We start from the raw sequence: 16,148 nt of genomic DNA, 5'->3' as shown, positions 1-16,148 counted from the left end.
TAGCTCTTAAAGTGTTCTAGCGACTTCAGTAACTTCAAAGGCTTCAAGTTGATCACCCTCTTTGATGTCGTTATAGCCTTTTAATGACAGACCACACTCAACACCGGCGCGAACTTCTTTTGCGTCATCTTTAAAGCGCTTGAGAGAATCCAATTCGCCAGTCCAAATTACGACGTTGTCACGCAAGAGGCGGACACTAGAGGTGCGCTTAACAACACCGTCAAGCACCAAGCAACCCGCAATCGCGCCAACTTTAGATACCAAGAAGACTTGACGAATCTCCACCATACCGGTGATTTCTTCTTTCTTATCTGGTGTCAACATGCCGCTTAGAGCTGCCTTCACTTCATCAACCGCGTCATAAATAATGTTGTGATAACGAATATCTACACCATTGTTCTCGGCTAACTTACGTGCTGCACCATCCGCACGAGAGTTAAAGCCAATAATGACCGCCTTAGAAGCAACTGCTAAGTTAACGTCAGTCTCAGTAATGCCACCCACCGCTGCGTGAACGATTTGAACCTTCACTTCTGCAGTAGATAATTTTTGCAATGACTGTGACAGCGCTTCTTGAGAACCTTGTACGTCTGCCTTGATGATCAATGGCAACAACTTCGCCTCAATAGCACCCTCTTCCATGTTTTCCATCATGGTTTCGAGTTTGAATGCTTGCTGTTTAGCCAACTTCACATCACGGAACTTACCTTGACGGAAGAGTGCGATCTCACGTGCTTTACGCTCGTCAGGAACTACTTGCACTGCCTCACCCGCTGCAGGAACTTCCGATAAACCTTGGATCTCTACAGGGATAGATGGGCCGGCTTCGTTACACGGCTTGCCGTTTTCATCCAACATCGCACGAACGCGACCGTAAGTTGAGCCCGCCAACAACATATCACCACGCTTGAGCGTGCCAGACTGAACCAAAATAGTGGCAACAGGACCGCGACCTTTATCCAAACGCGCCTCAATAACGAGACCTTGCGCAGGAGCATCTTTCGCTGCCTTGAGTTCCAAAATTTCTGCTTGCAAGAGTACGTTCTCAAGCAAGGCATCAATGCCGTCACCTGTTTTAGCGGAAACGCCAATGAATGGCACATCGCCACCGTACTCCTCTGGAACCACTTGCTCAGCAACCAACTCAGTTTTAACGCGCTCTAAGTTTGCTTCTGGTTTATCAATCTTATTAATCGCTACAACAATTGGAACGCCACCAGCTACTGCGTGAGCAATCGCTTCTTTGGTTTGTGGCATCACGCCGTCATCAGCTGCAACAACCAAGATCACGATATCCGTTGCCTTAGCACCACGAGCACGCATTGCCGTAAAGGCCTCGTGACCCGGAGTATCAAGGAAGGTAATCATGCCGCGTGGAGTTTCAACGTGATAAGCGCCGATGTGCTGAGTAATACCACCGGCTTCGCCAGTAGCAACCTTAGCCGCACGAATCTTATCGAGCAAAGATGTTTTACCGTGGTCAACGTGACCCATCACCGTTACAACTGGTGGACGTGGCAATAATTCTGCATCGTGACCAGTAATACCGAGATCTAAATCTGGATCATCCAACTTAGCAGCATGGGCAGTATGGCCCATTTCTTCTACGATGATCATGGCAGTATCTTGATCCAAGATCTGGTTGATCGTTACCATTTGACCCATGCCCATCAAGAGCTTAATCACTTCTGCACTCTTCACGGCCATTGCATGAGCTAACTCAGCAACAGTAATGGTTTCAGGAACATGAACATCACGTACAACTGGTTCTGTTGGAACTTGGAAGTTGGTATCGACGTTGGCTTCTGCAATTTGACGTTGCTTTCTTCTGCCACCACCTGAACGCCAACCGCCCACACCACCAGAGCTGTCGCCGCGAGTCTTGAGGCCACCAGGCTTCTTGGCGCCCTCTTCTTGCCAAGTAGATGAAGTCTCTGCAGACTTAATCGTCTTACCACCAACCTTAGCAACTGCTTTTTTCTTATCATCCGCACCTTCAGCCTTAGCAGGCTTATGAAGGGTGCCTTTTTTCGCCTCTTCAGCAGCAATTTCACTTGGTGCTTTGAGAACACGTGCAGGCGCACTCATCATGTCGCGAATCGCTAAAGCTTCAGCTTCAGCAGCGGCACGACGTTTTGTAATATCAGCCAACTGCGCTTTATTAGCGTCAGCAATATCCTTAGCAGCTTTATCCGCTTGCGCTTTTTTGTCGGCAGCTTTTTCAGCAGCCGCTTTAGCAGCAGAAGCATCGTCATCAGACTTAGCCGCCTTCTCAACAACTGGCTCAACTACGCTTGCAGCAGCTACAGCATCAGCTTCTTTTTGGCGAGCATCTTCTGCCGCTTTCATTTCCGCTTCTTGACGAGCTAGTAACTCAGCTTGACGAGTCGCTTCAGCTGCGCGTTTTTCTAACTCTTCAGCAGAAAGAATTGGTTTAGCAGGCGCTGCAGGGGCAACTTCTTTAGCAGCTGGAGCTGGGGTCTCTTCAGGAGCTTTATCTCCTGCTTTAACTAGCACGCGCTTTTTACGAACTTCAACCTGAACGGTGCGAGTACGTCCAGCAGAGTCTGCCTGACGAATCTCGGAGTTTTCGCGCTTGATTAAGGTGATCTTTTTACGACTACCTGTATCCGCACTGCCATGCTCTTTTTGCAAATGCTCAAGCAGGACAGTCTTGTCCTTTTCGGTAATGCTGTCGTCCTCAGAACCTTTTTCAATACCGGCCGCCTTCAATTGCTCCAGAAGGTCAGGCGCGGTACGTTTTAATTCTTTAGCGAGTACTTTTACTGTTGTTGCCATGTACTACTTCCTCTCATGAAGTAAACCAATGTTCGCGCGCTTTCATGATGAGCGTTTTCGCGGTTTCTTCGTCAATTTGTGTCGCCTCAACTAGCTCATCAACAGCCAGTTCAGCTAAGTCGTCACGTGTGTGAACTTGATTGTCAGCAAGCTTGGCAATCAACTCAGTAGTCATTCCCTCGAGGGAACGTAAATCTTGTGAGACTTCGCCAACGCGCTCTTCTTTAGCCAATTCCATGGTCAAGAGGGAGTCACGCGCACGAGTACGCAATTCATTTACTGTGTCTTCGTCGAAAGAATCGATTTCTAACATTTCAGAGAGGGGTACATAAGCAACCTCTTCTAATGTGTTGAAGCCTTCTTCAATCAAGATGTCAGCAACTTCTTGGTCAACGTCCAATTTGTCCATGAACAATTGACGTACAGAAGCAGCTTCTTTTTCAGTTTTCTCAGCGGACTCTTCTGGAGTCATGATGTTGATTTGCCAACCAGTCAACTCGCTAGCTAAACGAACGTTCTGTCCGCTACGGCCAATCGCGATTGCCAAGTTCTCTTCGTCAACCACCACATCCATGGCATGACGCTCTTCATCAACCACGATAGAAGACACTTGAGCTGGAGCCAAAGCGCCAATCACAAACTGCGCTGGATCTTCAGACCACAACACGATGTCCACTGCTTCGCCAGCCACTTCGTTACGAACTGCAGTAACGCGTGTGCCACGAACGCCAACGCAAGTACCGATTGGGTCGATACGCTTGTCATAAGTAATCACGGCAATTTTTGCGCGGATACCAGGGTCACGAGCTGCACCTTTAATCTCTAATAAACCTTGCTCCATCTCTGGAACTTCGTTCTCAAACAACTTGATCAAGAAATCAGGGCAAGTACGTGAGAGTTCGATCTGTGGGCCACGTGCTTCACGATCCACTTTCAAAATGTAAGCGCGTACACGATCACCAGAGCGGAGGTTCTCTTTTGGAATCATTTGATCGCGGCGCAACAATGCTTCGACACGGCCAGATTCAATAATCAAACCGTTCTTGTCAGCACGCTTGACGGTACCGGTCATGACTTTTTCGCCACGCTCAAGGTAGTCGTTCAAAATCTGCTCACGCTCAGCATCACGAATACGCTGCAAGATCACTTGCTTGGCAGCTTGTGCACCGATACGGCCAAAGGCTAAAGATTCGATTTGCTCTTCAATGAATTCGCCAACTTCCATGTCAGGAAATTGCTCGAGTGCTTCAAAATGAAGGATTTCTTTATCCGGCTCTTGGAGACCTGCTTCATCAGGAACAACCAACCAGCGACGGAAGGTTTCGTATTCACCAGACTCGCGATCAATCGATACACGAATATCCACATCTTCTGTCGGATAACGTTTCTTAGTGGCTGATGCCAACGCCATTTCTAGCGCCTCAAACACAATGGCTTGATCTACGTTCTTTTCACGCGCTAAGGCGTCTGCCAACATGAGAACTTCTCGGCTCATGACTTTCTTCCTTTGAAATCAATAACAGGGACCAACCGAGTCTTATCGACCTCGGCTAAAGAAAACTCCAATTGAGATTCAGTGCCATCAGCACCTTCAAACAACAAACCAAATTTCGCATCAGGCGAGTCCAACTCACCGCTCAGCAAACCTTGCAACACACCACGAAACTTCTTGCGATCGCCAACGGCAACACGCAACTTCAAATCCACTTCCATTCCAGAGAAGCGCTCGTAATCAGCCGCTGACTTCACAGGGCGATCTAAACCAGGAGAAGAAATCTCTAGACGCTCAAAGGGAATGTTTTCCACCGGCAGGGTGTAGCTCAGCTGGTGACTTACCTTTTCGCAATCCTGGACATTAATCAAGCGCTCGTAATCGGGGTTTTCAATCGTGACGCGCAGCAAACCTCCGGCTTCACGCTCGATATCGACTAGCGTGTACCCTAGGTTTTCTACCTCTGCAGAAATAATCCGCTGATCTTTCACGAACACCCTTCAATCCAAAACGGCAAAAAAAAATGGGCTTTGAAGCCCATATTCTCGAAATTCAGAACAGGCCGACTTACGTTGATCGCAACATCAGTCGGTAACAACTCAAAACAGCAGCGAACTACTGTAAGACCAAAATTATAGCCGATTTAGAGGAAAACCGATAGAAATCAGAAGCTTTCGCTTGGATTTCTTGGTTTTCTAGGGCCTTTATTAAAGGGTTTTCGCCCTTTTGGTGCCCCCCGTTTAGGGCCATTTCCTGGGCTTTGAGGGCTTGCCGTCACAAAAGCTGACTGTCCATGATGGACTTTCTTACCTTTATTGCGGTTTTGACCTTGGCCACCCTGACCGCCACCCTGGCCACCTGCGCCTGGACGACCGCCCTGAGTACGACCCCGGAAAGGACCTCGACCTTCACCCGAACCACCGCCACCAGGTTTACCACCCCTATTTTGATGGGTTAGGGCACCATGGCCACTGGCCTGGGTTAAAGCGTCCCGCGAACCCCAATAAGAAACTGAGGTTTGCATTGGGTCAGGCTGAAAGTCCTCGCTAGCAGGAGAACGGCTATCGCGACCTTGTGCATTCGGATTGCGGCCCTTATCTTGTGGCTGAGGCATTTTTAAGCCCGCAAACTTCATCAGGTTATAGATACCGCCGGCTTCAATCTCCTCCCATTTACCGCGTCTCAAACGTGGAGGCAATAAGAAAATGCCGTAACGCGTACGAATCAAGCGAGAGACGACATGCCCGACCGCTTCAAACATACGGCGCACCTCACGGTTACGACCCTCAGTCAAAGCAACGTGGTACCAACGGTTTGCACCTTCCCCACCACCCATAGAAAGACGTAAGAATTTCGCTCGGCCGTCATCCAAAGTAATGCCGCTCTTTAATTGAGTCATATTTTCTTGACTCAAATCGCCCAGAATACGGACAGCGTACTCACGCTCAACACCGTAACGCGGATGCATCAAGCGATTAGCCAACTCACCAGAAGTGGTGAACAACAAAAGACCTTCAGTATTAAAGTCCAAACGCCCTACCGCAATCCAACGTCCTTGACGCGGCTTTGGCAAACGATCAAATACAGTTGGACGACCTTCAGGATCAGATTGACTCACGATCTCTCCAGCAGGCTTGTGATACATGATCACGCGCGGTGGCTTAGTCTGAATCTTGCGATGAACTGGCTTGCCGTTAATGCGCACCTGATCAGTCGGCCCAATACGTTGACCAATGTGAGCCGGTAGGCCATTCACGGATACGCGCCCTTGAATAATCAAGTCTTCCATATCGCGACGTGAACCCATGCCGACATCAGCCAATACCTTATGCAACTTCACAGTATCTTCGTCGTCAGCGTCGTCATCTAAACCATCTAGGTCTGACCAAACTTCATCACGCAAGCTGAGCGGTAAATCATCGATGTTTGCAAATTGCAAACTACTCATCTCATCATCAGTCGGTGTATCAGCATCTTCGTCATGACGCACACGTTGTGCACGGCGCTCTGCACCGGTCTGATGAGAAATCTCACTCTCATTTAGACCGTCAGGATTTTTAACTTCAAGGACTTCAGGCGCATCTAATGCCGCATCGAACTCACCAGAAACTACTGAAGCAAATAAAGCTTCGCTCTCAGCTGGATTTGGTGCGAGCTTAGCGGATGCATTATTGCCACCTTCGCGCTGACCACCAGACTCACCGCCCTCGCGACGAGGCCGGTCTTTATTGAATGGGCGTTTCTTATTGAAAGGATGCTTGCTAGCACCCGCGCCCTGGCGGCGTGGGCGACGCTGGCCGCCTTCGCGCCCCTCACCCCTATTACCCTCTGCAGGATTAGATGCAGACTCAGAGCTGGGGGAATTATCCGATTTAGGTTTAATCGGAGATGAATCGTTTTCGTTATGACTTGTCATTAATAATTATTTTTGTTCGTCTGGTTTGTCTTCAGACTCTGGGGAAACTTCTTCTACCTCTTCCACTTCTTCACTTGTCTCTTCGCTGATTACATCATCAGCAATCTCGGCAACAACTTCTTCGCCGATGGATTCTTCGCTTGTTAGTTCTTCACTTGTTAATTCTTCGTTCGTCGGCTGAATAATTGGCTGGTCGTTTTCGTCCAACTCAATAACTGTTTCAACCGTCGCGCTTGGATCAAACTCCATTACCGCTTGACCTAATTGCTCTGCCGCAGCCATCGGCGCAGCATCTTCCAACATCGGCAAGCTTTGTAAATTCGTGAGACTCAAGTCATCTAAAAATTGCTTGGTAGTGGCGTACAGACCAGGGCGACCAATAGTCTCTTTATGGCCAATGACCTCAACCCAACCGCGATCCTCCAACTGCTTCATTACATTACTACTGACTGCAACACCGCGAATCTCTTCGATTTCACCGCGAGTCACTGGTTGACGGTAAGCAATAATCGCCAAGGTTTCCATCACTGCACGAGAATACTTTGGCGGCTTTTCTGGAGTCAAACGATCGAGATACTCGCGCATCGCTAAACGGCTTTGGAAACGCCAGCCAGTTGCAATGTGCACCAACTCCATGCCTTTGTCTTCCCAGGCTTTTTGAAGCTCTAATAGAGCATCATCAATTTCGCCAGCGGCAATGTCTTCGGCAAATAAGCGCGTCAGATCAGCAACGGTTAGTGGTTCTTGCGCGCACAAGAGGGCTGTTTCAATTACGCGTTTATTGTGATCATCCATAAAATTCTGGCTATCAGGCTATGACCTGATGAGGCTATAAAAATGTATTTCAGTAATGGGTTGGTGGTGTTTTGGTGGCGCTATTTAGCTACTACGGGCAATTCATCTCCGAAAATCCACTTGGGAGAGCTACCCATGCTGAAACGAAGTCTTTTTCGCCCACCGTTTAGCCATTATAAGGGAGGCTCAATACAATAGCCACATGCACGAAAAAACAGCCCCATTCCTAGATTTATCCCCTGAGACAGACTCAAGACGCCGCTTTCTGGGCTTAGGTCTTGGTTTGGGAGCCCTAATTGGAGGTTCAAACCTAACTGGGTGCAGCCTGATGAGTAGTCGCAAGCCCATTATTGGCCTAGCCTTGGGGGCAGGAGCAGCCAGAGGCTTTGCCCACGTAGGTGTCATCAAAGCACTTGAGGCTCAAGGTATTCGACCCGATATCGTGGTGGGTAGCAGTGCTGGTAGTGTTATCGCCGCATTACTTGCATCTGGCGCTACCGGCAATGACCTGAACCGACTTGCCTTAAATCTCGATGAAGCCACTATTGCCGACTGGGGACTTCCTTTTGCAGGAAGATTTGGTGGCCTCATCAAAGGGGATGCCCTGCAAAACATGGTCAATCGTGAAGTGCAAAATAAATCGATCGAGCAAATGCGCATTCCCCTGGGAATTGTGGCAACTGAATTGCAATCGGGTAAAGGTGTTCTGTTCCGCTCGGGCAGCACTGGTTTGGCAGTGCGCGCCTCCTGCAGTGTCCCCGGCGTATTTCAGCCAGCCGTCATTAGCGGCAAAGAATATGTCGATGGCGGCTTAGTTGCACCAGTTCCAGCAAGCTATGCAAGGCAGATGGGTGCAACCCTAGTAATTGCAGTCAACATCTCTTCGGAGCCAGTTCATCAAGATGCTAGCGGAACCTTTGGCGTCCTGCAGCAGACCATATCGATCATGCAGCGAAGTATTAATCAGTTTGAACTCAAGGGTGCGGATATTGTGATCACACCTCACCTCAAACAAATGAGTAGTGGTGATTTCAAATCCAGAAATGCGGCAATCCTAGCTGGGGAAGTGGCCGCCCAAGAACAGATGGCTGCCCTGAAAGAAAAACTGCGATCCTAGCCCTAGGGCTAACTTCCCAAGTGAGGGTGATTGATTTAGGATTCGGTGCAACGTGTTTATGAAAACCATTCCCACCCTCTTTAAAGTCTTAGTTGCATTGGCAATAACAATGCAAGCACAGCAAATTTATGCGCAAAGTGGCCAATTCTCTGCGGGGGCAAATAACTACCTTAAAAAGCGTACCGACGCCTTCATGACCATCACGGGTTATTCACTTACCCCAGACGTCACTACTGGTTCGCTATCTATCACTGACAAAGGTGGAGACAATCAAAATTTACAAATGATTTCTCTTGGGGGAGGCGATCGCATTAGCGCCAACTTCCCGCTCTACCTTGAAGGCACAATTGCTGTTAATCGCTATAACCCGACGTTTACCGATGGCATTGGCAGCACCAGTGTCACAGTGCCCGTTCATTGGAATGGCATTACAGGCACAGGCGGGATTGGCTGGGACTTTCCGCTGACTGATAACTTACGCATTCGTCCAATTGCCAATTTCATGCTCGGTCATGTCGAGAGCGATCTCTCCATTGCGGGTCGCTATATTCAAAACAATACTGGGGCAGATTTACAGTTTCTCAACAAAGGGCGCATGAATGCGTATGGTGCTGGTGGTTCATTGATGCTGGACTATGAGGACTACAAACCTGAACGTGAATACGACGCCGAATTGCGCTACACCAATATCGCCATCAATACTTTTGACAGCTCTGCTGCGGTTCAAGGCTCTGCAGACTCTCAGAGCTTAGGATTGTGGGCTCGTGCCAGATACCCTACCCCTCTAACGGTATTAGAGAGACCTTTGCGAGCCGTCTTTGAGGTGGCGCATACTGAGTTTTTAGGTCAGCTCCGTGGCGCCCTTGGATTTGACTCGCTTTCCTCCGTGGGTACTGGAGTAGAGATTGATCGTAGCGCTTCAGACCCCATGTTTAGTAGGGTGAGATTAGTTTTTCGGTATCAGTTTGGACAGAACGTCCGAGGCACTTCTATTGGTCTAGCAGCAAGCTTCTAGATTAGAGGTTGCGAGATTTTCGCTTGAGCTTATTCACTTCGTTTAACAACTCTTGACGCTCTGCATCACCCAAGTTGTCGCTGCCATCTAATCGGCGAGCACCATCGAAACGTTTATCCCAGTAGAGACTACCAAGATCATCAACGCGTACGCTAGTACCTTTAGATGGGGAGTGAATAAATTTATTGTCGCCAACATAAATGCCGACATGAGAGAAGGTTAAGCGCATGGTGTTGAAGAACACTAAGTCACCAGGCTGCAATTCTTCGCGAGTAATAGCTTTGCCGACACGACTCATTTGAGTGGACTTGCGCGGCAATAAAAAACCTAATTTGTCTTTGAAGACATAGCCAACAAAACTACTGCCGTCTAAACCAGATTGGGGCAACTCCGCATCCCAGCGATAACGCACACCAATCACTTCCATAGCGCGGTTAATCAATTCATCCGATTTGCCAGTAACCGAATCCGCCAGGCGATCTGATACGCGAGCAAAGTAAGACTTGCCCGCCTGGAACATGCTTTCTTTAGGCGTTTCTTTAGCCACCTCAACTGAAGCATCCTTTGCAGCGTCAGGAGTAGCGTCCACCGCCATTACCGGATTGGCGGCAAGCATCAATGCAGTCAGCAAAGCCAATGGCATTTGCTTTACTAAGCGAGATAGAAGGTCTTTTTGAAAGGACATCATTTCATTCTAACAAAGAAGGTCTATTTCACCAAGTGCTAGCCCAAGGGCTAACTCATTGTTTTGAATAGGATATTTCGTATTGCGGTGCATGAATGCACCAATTTAGCGCCCTGCTGAACCTACTTCGATTGGCCTTTAGGTCAACTCAGCAGCAGCAAAAAGCTCTTTTGTATAGATCTGGCGAGGATGCTTAATCAGGGTCTCAGTATCACCAAACTCCACCACCCTGCCCGCCTTAAGCACCATGACTTCATGGGACATCGCCCGAATCACTGCCAAATCATGACTAATCATCAGGTAAGCCAAGTTATATTTTTTCTGCAACTCAGTCAGCAAGGCGAGCACTTGTTTCTGAATCGACACATCCAAGGCTGAGGTAGGTTCATCCAAGACTAAGATCTGCGGCTTGAGAATCAAAGCGCGCGCAATCGCAATGCGTTGCCTTTGGCCACCAGAAAATTCATGGGGATATCGCGTCAGAGCCGAGCGATCAATTCCAACTTCTCGCAAAATATCCAATACGCGAGTCTCACGCTCCGCTGCAGATAAATTGGGAAAGTGCACATCCAAACCCTCCGAAACAATTTGCATCACATTCATACGCGGCGAGAGAGAGCCAAATGGATCCTGAAAAATAACCTGCAAACTAGATCGCATAGCTCGGCGCTCTACTGGCTTTAACTTTTGCCAATCATTACCAAGCACGTCCACATCACCAGTAATTTCTGCGGCAGAGTCACCCAATAAACCTAAGACCGCCATACCTAAAGTTGTCTTGCCGGAGCCAGACTCCCCAATAACACCAATGGTTTGCCCTTGCTTAAGCTCAAAACCAACCTTACGCAAGACTTGATGACGTGGAGACTTTTTAAACCAAGAAGTAGATTCAGCGCCTGGATAAGAAACAGATAAGTTGTCCGTCTTTAATAACACTGGTGCGAGTGGCATTACTGGAGCTAGATCACGTACAGGCGCGCTATTTACCAAAGCTTTTGTATAAGGATTATCTGGATGCTCGAATACTTGCTTTGTTGGCCCGACCTCCATCAGATTGCCTTGGTTTAATACAGCAACCCTTTGTGCAAAATGTTTTACCAAATTGAGATCATGGGTAATCAACAGAATCGCCATGCCACCATGATCCTTGGACTCTTCCTGCAGCTCTTTAAGTAAATCCAAAATTTGCAAACGCAGACTAACGTCTAAAGCAGTAGTTGGTTCATCCGCAATCAACAACCTGGGTTTGCACGCCAACGCCATTGCAATCATGGCGCGTTGACGCTGTCCACCGGACAATTGGTGGGGATAAGAATGGAAGCGCTTCTCTGGCTCTGGGATGCCCGTCTTCTTGAGAAGATCAATTGCTGCAGACATGCAATCAGCCTTGGAGATTAAAGGCTGATATATCTGTACTGCTTCAACAATTTGATTGCCAATGGTAAACAAGGGATTGAGCGCAGTCATGGGCTCTTGGAAGACCATTGCAATCTCACGGCCGCGAATCTCACGAATATCTTGTATTGGCAAATCTAGTAAATTGACTGGTGAATTGCCGGCGTGCGCATTCTTGCTACTCCACAGAATTCGACCAGATGTTTTTGCACCCTCAGACTCAAGGCGTAATGGCGCCAAGGCAGTCAGCGTCTTGCCTGAGCCAGACTCCCCCACCAAAGCAACACGCTCTCCCACGCCAATCTCAAGATCAAGGTGACTAACGGCAAATTTCTCACGCCGGCCCGAACCAAAAGAGATTGAGAAATCTTCATAACGAAGTAAAGGGGCTGCCGGCTTGCTAGAGTTATTCACTTCGCTCATGAGCGCCCTCCATTCATCGCGCCCGACTTACGAGAATCAAACGCATCGCGCAAGGCCTCACCCATAAAGGTGAGCAAGAGCAAGGTGGCAACCAAGACCACAAAAGTCGATAGTGAAATCCACCACGCATCTAAATTACTCTTACCTTGAGAGAGTAACTCGCCAAGGCTCGGCGTGCCCGGCGGAACACCCAAACCCAAGAAATCCAAACTCGTGAGCGACAAAATGGCTGCACTCATTCTGAAAGGAAGGAAGGTAATTACTGGGGTCAAGCTATTCGGCAAGATATGACGGCGCATGATTTGCAAATTCGTTAGGCCCAATGCCCTAGCAGCACGAACGTACTCTAAAGCGCGATTGCGGAAAAACTCTGCACGCACATAGTCGGACAAACCCATCCATCCAAAAGCAGCTAACAAAATAATCAGGAGCCAAATGCTTGGGTTAAAGATAGAGGCAAAAATGATGAGTAGATATAACTCCGGCATCGCCGACCAAATCTCAATCAAGCGCTGAGAAACCAGATCAAACTTACCGCCAAAGAAACCCATTAAAGAGCCGGTGATGATGCCTACGCTAACCCCCACAATAGTGAGCGCCAAGCCAAACAAGATCGACAGGCGAAATCCATAAATCAAACGGGACAGGACATCGCGCCCACGATCATCTGTGCCTAACCAGTTATCAAATGATGGCGGTGCAGGATTGGGTACTTTTGAAAAGTAGTTCAGCGTCTCATAGCTATAAGGAATAGGCGGGTAAATCGCCCAGTTACCATTGCTCGTAATATTGTGACGAATATCTGGATCCAAGAAATCAGTTGGAGTTGCAAAATCACCACCAAATACTTTTTCAGGTTGAGATTTCACAATCGGAAAATAAAACTTACCTTGATAGCGCACGATCAAGGGCTTGTCATTCGCAATGAGCTCGGCGCACATCGATAGACCAAACAGAATCATAAAAATCCAGAGGCTGGCATAACCCAAGCGGCTGTTTTTAAAACGATGCCAGCGACTCATGATCCACCTCCTGCACCAAACTGAATGCGTGGATCAATATAGACATAACAAAGATCGGAGATCAATTTAGTAAACAAGCCAATCAGTGTGAACAGATAGAGCGTTCCAAAAACTACTGGGTAGTCACGTCGCATCACGGACTCATAAGACAGCAAACCCAAGCCATCTAAAGAAAACAGGGTTTCGATCAGCAGCGAACCAGTAAAGAAGGCCCCAATGAACGCTGCCGGGAAACCAGTTACCAAAGGCAGGAGCGCATTGCGGAACACATGCTTCCAGAGCACTTGTTTCTCGGTTAGACCTTTAGCTCTCGCAGTTAATACATACTGTTTGCGAATCTCTTCTAAAAAGGAATTCTTCGTCAACATGGTGATGACCGCAAAACTTCCTAAGACTGAAGCGGTGATTGGTAAAACTAAATGCCATAAATAATCCATCACCTTGCCCATCATGCTCAACTCACTCCAGTTATCTGAAGTTAGTCCGCGTAGTGGAAAAATTTGCAAGAAACTACCACCGCCAAAGATAACCAGCAACAGAACACCCAATACAAATCCTGGAATGGCATAACCCACCAGAATCATCGTGCTAGTGATGGCATCAAAACGAGAGCCGTCTCTAACCGCTTTAGCAATACCCAAGGGTATCGATACTAAGTAGGTTAAGAAGAAGGTCCATAAACCAATGCTGATAGATACTGGTAATTTAGAAACCACCAATTGCCAAACACTTTGATGTTGGTAGTAACTCTCGCCCAAATCAAATTGCGCAAAACGCTTCAGCATCATGAAATAACGCTCTACTGGCGGCTTATCAAAACCATATAAAGCCTTGACCTCAGCCAAACGCTCAGCATCTACACCTTGACGGCCACGATAGTTACTGCCGCCGCCAGAAGACTCTGCCCCACTCACTGCGGCATCGCCCTTACCTTTGAGCTCGAGCATCAACTGCTCGACTGGACCGCCAGGCACAAATTGCACCACAGCAAACGTGAGCGTTAGTACACCCAGCAAAGTAGGAATCATCAAGAGCACACGCTTGAAAATGTAAGACCACATTTGCCCCTGCATTAGCGCGCCCCCTCTTTCCACCAATTGAGCAGAATCCAAGATTCAGCGGTGTAATACAAAGGAGGTTCTGGATAGCGCATCTCTTTACGATACGCGATTCGGTGTGTCGGGTTGTACCACTGCGGAATCACGTAATAACTATTCCAAAGAACACGATCTAAAGCTCTAGTGGCTGCACGCAACTCTTCACGTGTCTGGGCTTTGACAACCGCATCCACCAAGGCATCGACCACGGGAGACTGAATCCCGATCACATTGTCAGATCCTTTTTCTTTAGCAGCTTGACTACCAAACCGATCCCACAACTCATTGCCAGGACTTTGTGAATCAGGGAAACGAATAGTCGTCATGTCGAAGTCGTATTCATCCATGCGCTTCTGATGCAACGCAAAGTCACTTGTCCGAATATCTACCTGAATACCCAGCTTCTCTAAATTGCGTACATAGGATGAAATCACCCTCAAGAAAAATGGGCCGTCCTCGACCATCTCAAAACGGAAAGGCTCGCCCTGCATATTGCGCAAAGCACCGTCACGATATTGCCATCCAGCCTGAGCCAATAAGTCACGCGCCTTGCGCAAATTCTGACGCAAGCTATCGGGTGAGGCAGTTGAAGGAGCCGCAGGCATCGGACCAAAGACTGCATCAGGCACCCACTTAGGGTATTGCGCTTTGAGAGGCTTGAGTAATTTCAATTCCGCTTCGGTGGGTTTACGAGGGCCATCAAAATTGGCGCTGAGATCGCTGTTCGTAAAGTAACTATTAATACGACTGTATTGCTCAAAGAAGAGTTGACGGTTCAACCACTCAAAGTCGAGCGCATAGCCCAAAGCTTGACGAACACGTGGATCTTGAAAAATCGGCCTACGCATATTCATTGCAAAACCTTGCATGCCTGCGCCGTTGTGATTGAGAAAGGCTTTCTTTTCTAAAGTACCGTCATTAAATCTTGGTCCAACATAGCTCTTTGCCCAATTCTTTGCGCGGTATTCCACTAGAGCATCAAACTCCCCAGCCTTAAAGGCTTCTAGGCGAACGGCATCATCACTATAGAGCTTGTAGTTCACGCGATCGAAGTTATAAAAACCGACTCGGACATTGAGTGTCTTACCACCTTGATCAGCCCAGTAATTTGGGTTGCGCTTAAAGATCATGGTCTTGCCGGCTTTGTAAGACTCGATCACATAAGGGCCACTTGCTATTGGCAACTCAAAGGTCAACTTATCAAACGGCGTGATCGTGCCATCAGGTTTCTTACCCCAGTTGCGAGAGAATACCGGCAGAGTACCCACCATGACTGGCAACTCAGGATTGCGATTCTTAAAATCAAAACGGATTACGCGATCAGAGAGGACCACCGCCTGCTTCACGTCGGCATACACCGTTTTGAATTGCGGATTAGCGAGTGAACTCATTAAAGTGTCAAAGCTATGCTTTACATCGCCAGCCAAGATCGCACTGCCATCTGAAAACTTCGCCTCAGGACGAATCCGAAACACGACCGACATCTTGTCGGATGCCACTTGGATATCTTCCGCAATCAGACCATAGGCGCTAGAGACCTCATCCGCACTACCCACCGCCAAAGATTCAAACATCAACTGGGCTACGCCAGGGGCAGCCACACCGCGTAGCGTGAATGGATTGAACTTATCAAAGCTTGTCCGCCGATCAGGATTAGGCAATATGAGCGTGCCACCCCTAGGAGCATTGGGATTCACATAGTCAAAATGGCTAAATCCATCGGCGTATTTGGGTTTGCCGTACTGAGCAACCCCCTGGGCACCCTGGGCCGAATTGACTGCCAGCCCAGCCAGAAAGGCTAAGAGCAGGAAAGCAGGGATTTGGCGGATGGCGGGGAGCATGGGCATATATGCAACAATTGTAGATAGCAAACCACATTTGAAGCAAAGGAC

Annotated in this window: 12 protein-coding genes; 2 read left to right on the top strand and 10 right to left on the bottom strand. The window is 48.3% G+C overall.

The window, feature by feature from the left end; translation table 11 throughout:
* Positions 1-6: 6 nt before the first annotated feature.
* From infB to scpB, 5 genes are all read right to left on the bottom strand, one after another.
* Positions 7-2,799: a translation initiation factor IF-2 gene (infB, locus tag ICN30_RS06715; protein WP_216274276.1), complete on the bottom strand. Its 2,793-nt coding sequence runs from the start codon at positions 2,797-2,799 to the stop codon at positions 7-9.
* 13 nt (positions 2,800-2,812) lie between these two features.
* Positions 2,813-4,294 (bottom strand): transcription termination factor NusA, encoded by a 1,482-nt coding sequence (gene nusA, locus ICN30_RS06710; protein ID WP_216135813.1) that lies wholly within the window; start codon positions 4,292-4,294, stop codon positions 2,813-2,815.
* On the bottom strand, positions 4,291-4,782 hold the full coding sequence (rimP, locus tag ICN30_RS06705; protein ID WP_215303141.1) for a ribosome maturation factor RimP: 492 nt from the start codon (positions 4,780-4,782) through the stop codon (positions 4,291-4,293). The genes nusA and rimP overlap by 4 nt, the downstream gene beginning before the upstream one ends.
* A 173-nt stretch (positions 4,783-4,955) precedes the next feature.
* Complete coding sequence (rluB, locus tag ICN30_RS06700) at positions 4,956-6,707, bottom strand: 23S rRNA pseudouridine(2605) synthase RluB (protein WP_216274274.1); 1,752 nt, start codon at positions 6,705-6,707, stop codon at positions 4,956-4,958.
* 6 nt (positions 6,708-6,713) lie between these two features.
* Positions 6,714-7,502, bottom strand: a complete 789-nt coding sequence (gene scpB / locus ICN30_RS06695; protein ID WP_216274271.1) for an SMC-Scp complex subunit ScpB — start codon at positions 7,500-7,502, stop codon at positions 6,714-6,716.
* 202 nt (positions 7,503-7,704) lie between these two features.
* Here scpB and ICN30_RS06690 point away from each other — a divergent pair, with 202 nt between their 5' ends.
* On the top strand, positions 7,705-8,619 hold the full coding sequence (locus ICN30_RS06690) for a patatin-like phospholipase family protein (protein WP_216274269.1): 915 nt from the start codon (positions 7,705-7,707) through the stop codon (positions 8,617-8,619).
* Between the two features lie 58 nt (positions 8,620-8,677).
* A complete protein-coding gene (locus ICN30_RS06685; protein WP_255533147.1) occupies positions 8,678-9,634 on the top strand; it encodes a hypothetical protein in 957 nt (318 codons plus the stop codon).
* Between the two features lies 1 nt (position 9,635).
* Here ICN30_RS06685 and ICN30_RS06680 read toward each other — a convergent pair whose 3' ends face one another.
* From ICN30_RS06680 to ICN30_RS06660, 5 genes are all read right to left on the bottom strand, one after another.
* Positions 9,636-10,319 carry a C40 family peptidase gene (locus tag ICN30_RS06680; RefSeq protein WP_216274303.1) on the bottom strand — a complete coding sequence of 228 codons (684 nt, stop codon included), beginning with the start codon at positions 10,317-10,319 and terminating at the stop codon, positions 9,636-9,638.
* A 138-nt stretch (positions 10,320-10,457) separates the two neighbouring features.
* Positions 10,458-12,137, bottom strand: a complete 1,680-nt coding sequence (locus tag ICN30_RS06675) for an ABC transporter ATP-binding protein (RefSeq protein WP_216274267.1) — start codon at positions 12,135-12,137, stop codon at positions 10,458-10,460.
* Positions 12,134-13,159, bottom strand: coding sequence for an ABC transporter permease (locus tag ICN30_RS06670; protein WP_216274265.1), 1,026 nt, complete (start codon positions 13,157-13,159; stop codon positions 12,134-12,136). Before ICN30_RS06670 ends, ICN30_RS06675 begins: the two co-directional genes overlap by 4 nt.
* Positions 13,156-14,220 (bottom strand): microcin C ABC transporter permease YejB, encoded by a 1,065-nt coding sequence (locus ICN30_RS06665; RefSeq protein ID WP_216229239.1) that lies wholly within the window; start codon positions 14,218-14,220, stop codon positions 13,156-13,158. Before ICN30_RS06665 ends, ICN30_RS06670 begins: the two co-directional genes overlap by 4 nt.
* Before the next feature lie 11 nt (positions 14,221-14,231).
* The gene (locus ICN30_RS06660) at positions 14,232-16,103 is read right to left on the bottom strand and encodes an extracellular solute-binding protein (protein WP_216274264.1); all 1,872 of its coding nucleotides are present in this window, start codon (positions 16,101-16,103) and stop codon (positions 14,232-14,234) included.
* Positions 16,104-16,148: the final 45 nt, after the last annotated feature.

The organism is Polynucleobacter sp. 31A-FELB, assembly GCF_018882405.1.
In the GTDB taxonomy this organism is placed as follows: domain Bacteria; phylum Pseudomonadota; class Gammaproteobacteria; order Burkholderiales; family Burkholderiaceae; genus Polynucleobacter.
This window is presented reverse-complemented; position numbering and strand designations above follow the sequence as displayed.

What these genes read in the sequence shown, in the direction of transcription:
- rluB (WP_216274274.1), bottom strand. Translation starts at nt 6,707, where the DNA reads ATGACAAGTCATAACGAAAACGATTCATCTCCGATTAAACCTAAATCG.
- ICN30_RS06675 (WP_216274267.1), bottom strand. Translation starts at nt 12,137, where the DNA reads ATGAGCGAAGTGAATAACTCTAGCAAGCCGGCAGCCCCTTTACTTCGT.
- ICN30_RS06685 (WP_255533147.1), top strand. Translation starts at nt 8,678, where the DNA reads ATGAAAACCATTCCCACCCTCTTTAAAGTCTTAGTTGCATTGGCAATA.
- nusA (WP_216135813.1), bottom strand. Translation starts at nt 4,294, where the DNA reads ATGAGCCGAGAAGTTCTCATGTTGGCAGACGCCTTAGCGCGTGAAAAG.
- ICN30_RS06670 (WP_216274265.1), bottom strand. Translation starts at nt 13,159, where the DNA reads ATGAGTCGCTGGCATCGTTTTAAAAACAGCCGCTTGGGTTATGCCAGC.
- ICN30_RS06665 (WP_216229239.1), bottom strand. Translation starts at nt 14,220, where the DNA reads ATGTGGTCTTACATTTTCAAGCGTGTGCTCTTGATGATTCCTACTTTG.
- infB (WP_216274276.1), bottom strand. Translation starts at nt 2,799, where the DNA reads ATGGCAACAACAGTAAAAGTACTCGCTAAAGAATTAAAACGTACCGCG.
- scpB (WP_216274271.1), bottom strand. Translation starts at nt 7,502, where the DNA reads ATGGATGATCACAATAAACGCGTAATTGAAACAGCCCTCTTGTGCGCG.
- ICN30_RS06660 (WP_216274264.1), bottom strand. Translation starts at nt 16,103, where the DNA reads ATGCCCATGCTCCCCGCCATCCGCCAAATCCCTGCTTTCCTGCTCTTA.
- ICN30_RS06680 (WP_216274303.1), bottom strand. Translation starts at nt 10,319, where the DNA reads ATGTCCTTTCAAAAAGACCTTCTATCTCGCTTAGTAAAGCAAATGCCA.
- ICN30_RS06690 (WP_216274269.1), top strand. Translation starts at nt 7,705, where the DNA reads ATGCACGAAAAAACAGCCCCATTCCTAGATTTATCCCCTGAGACAGAC.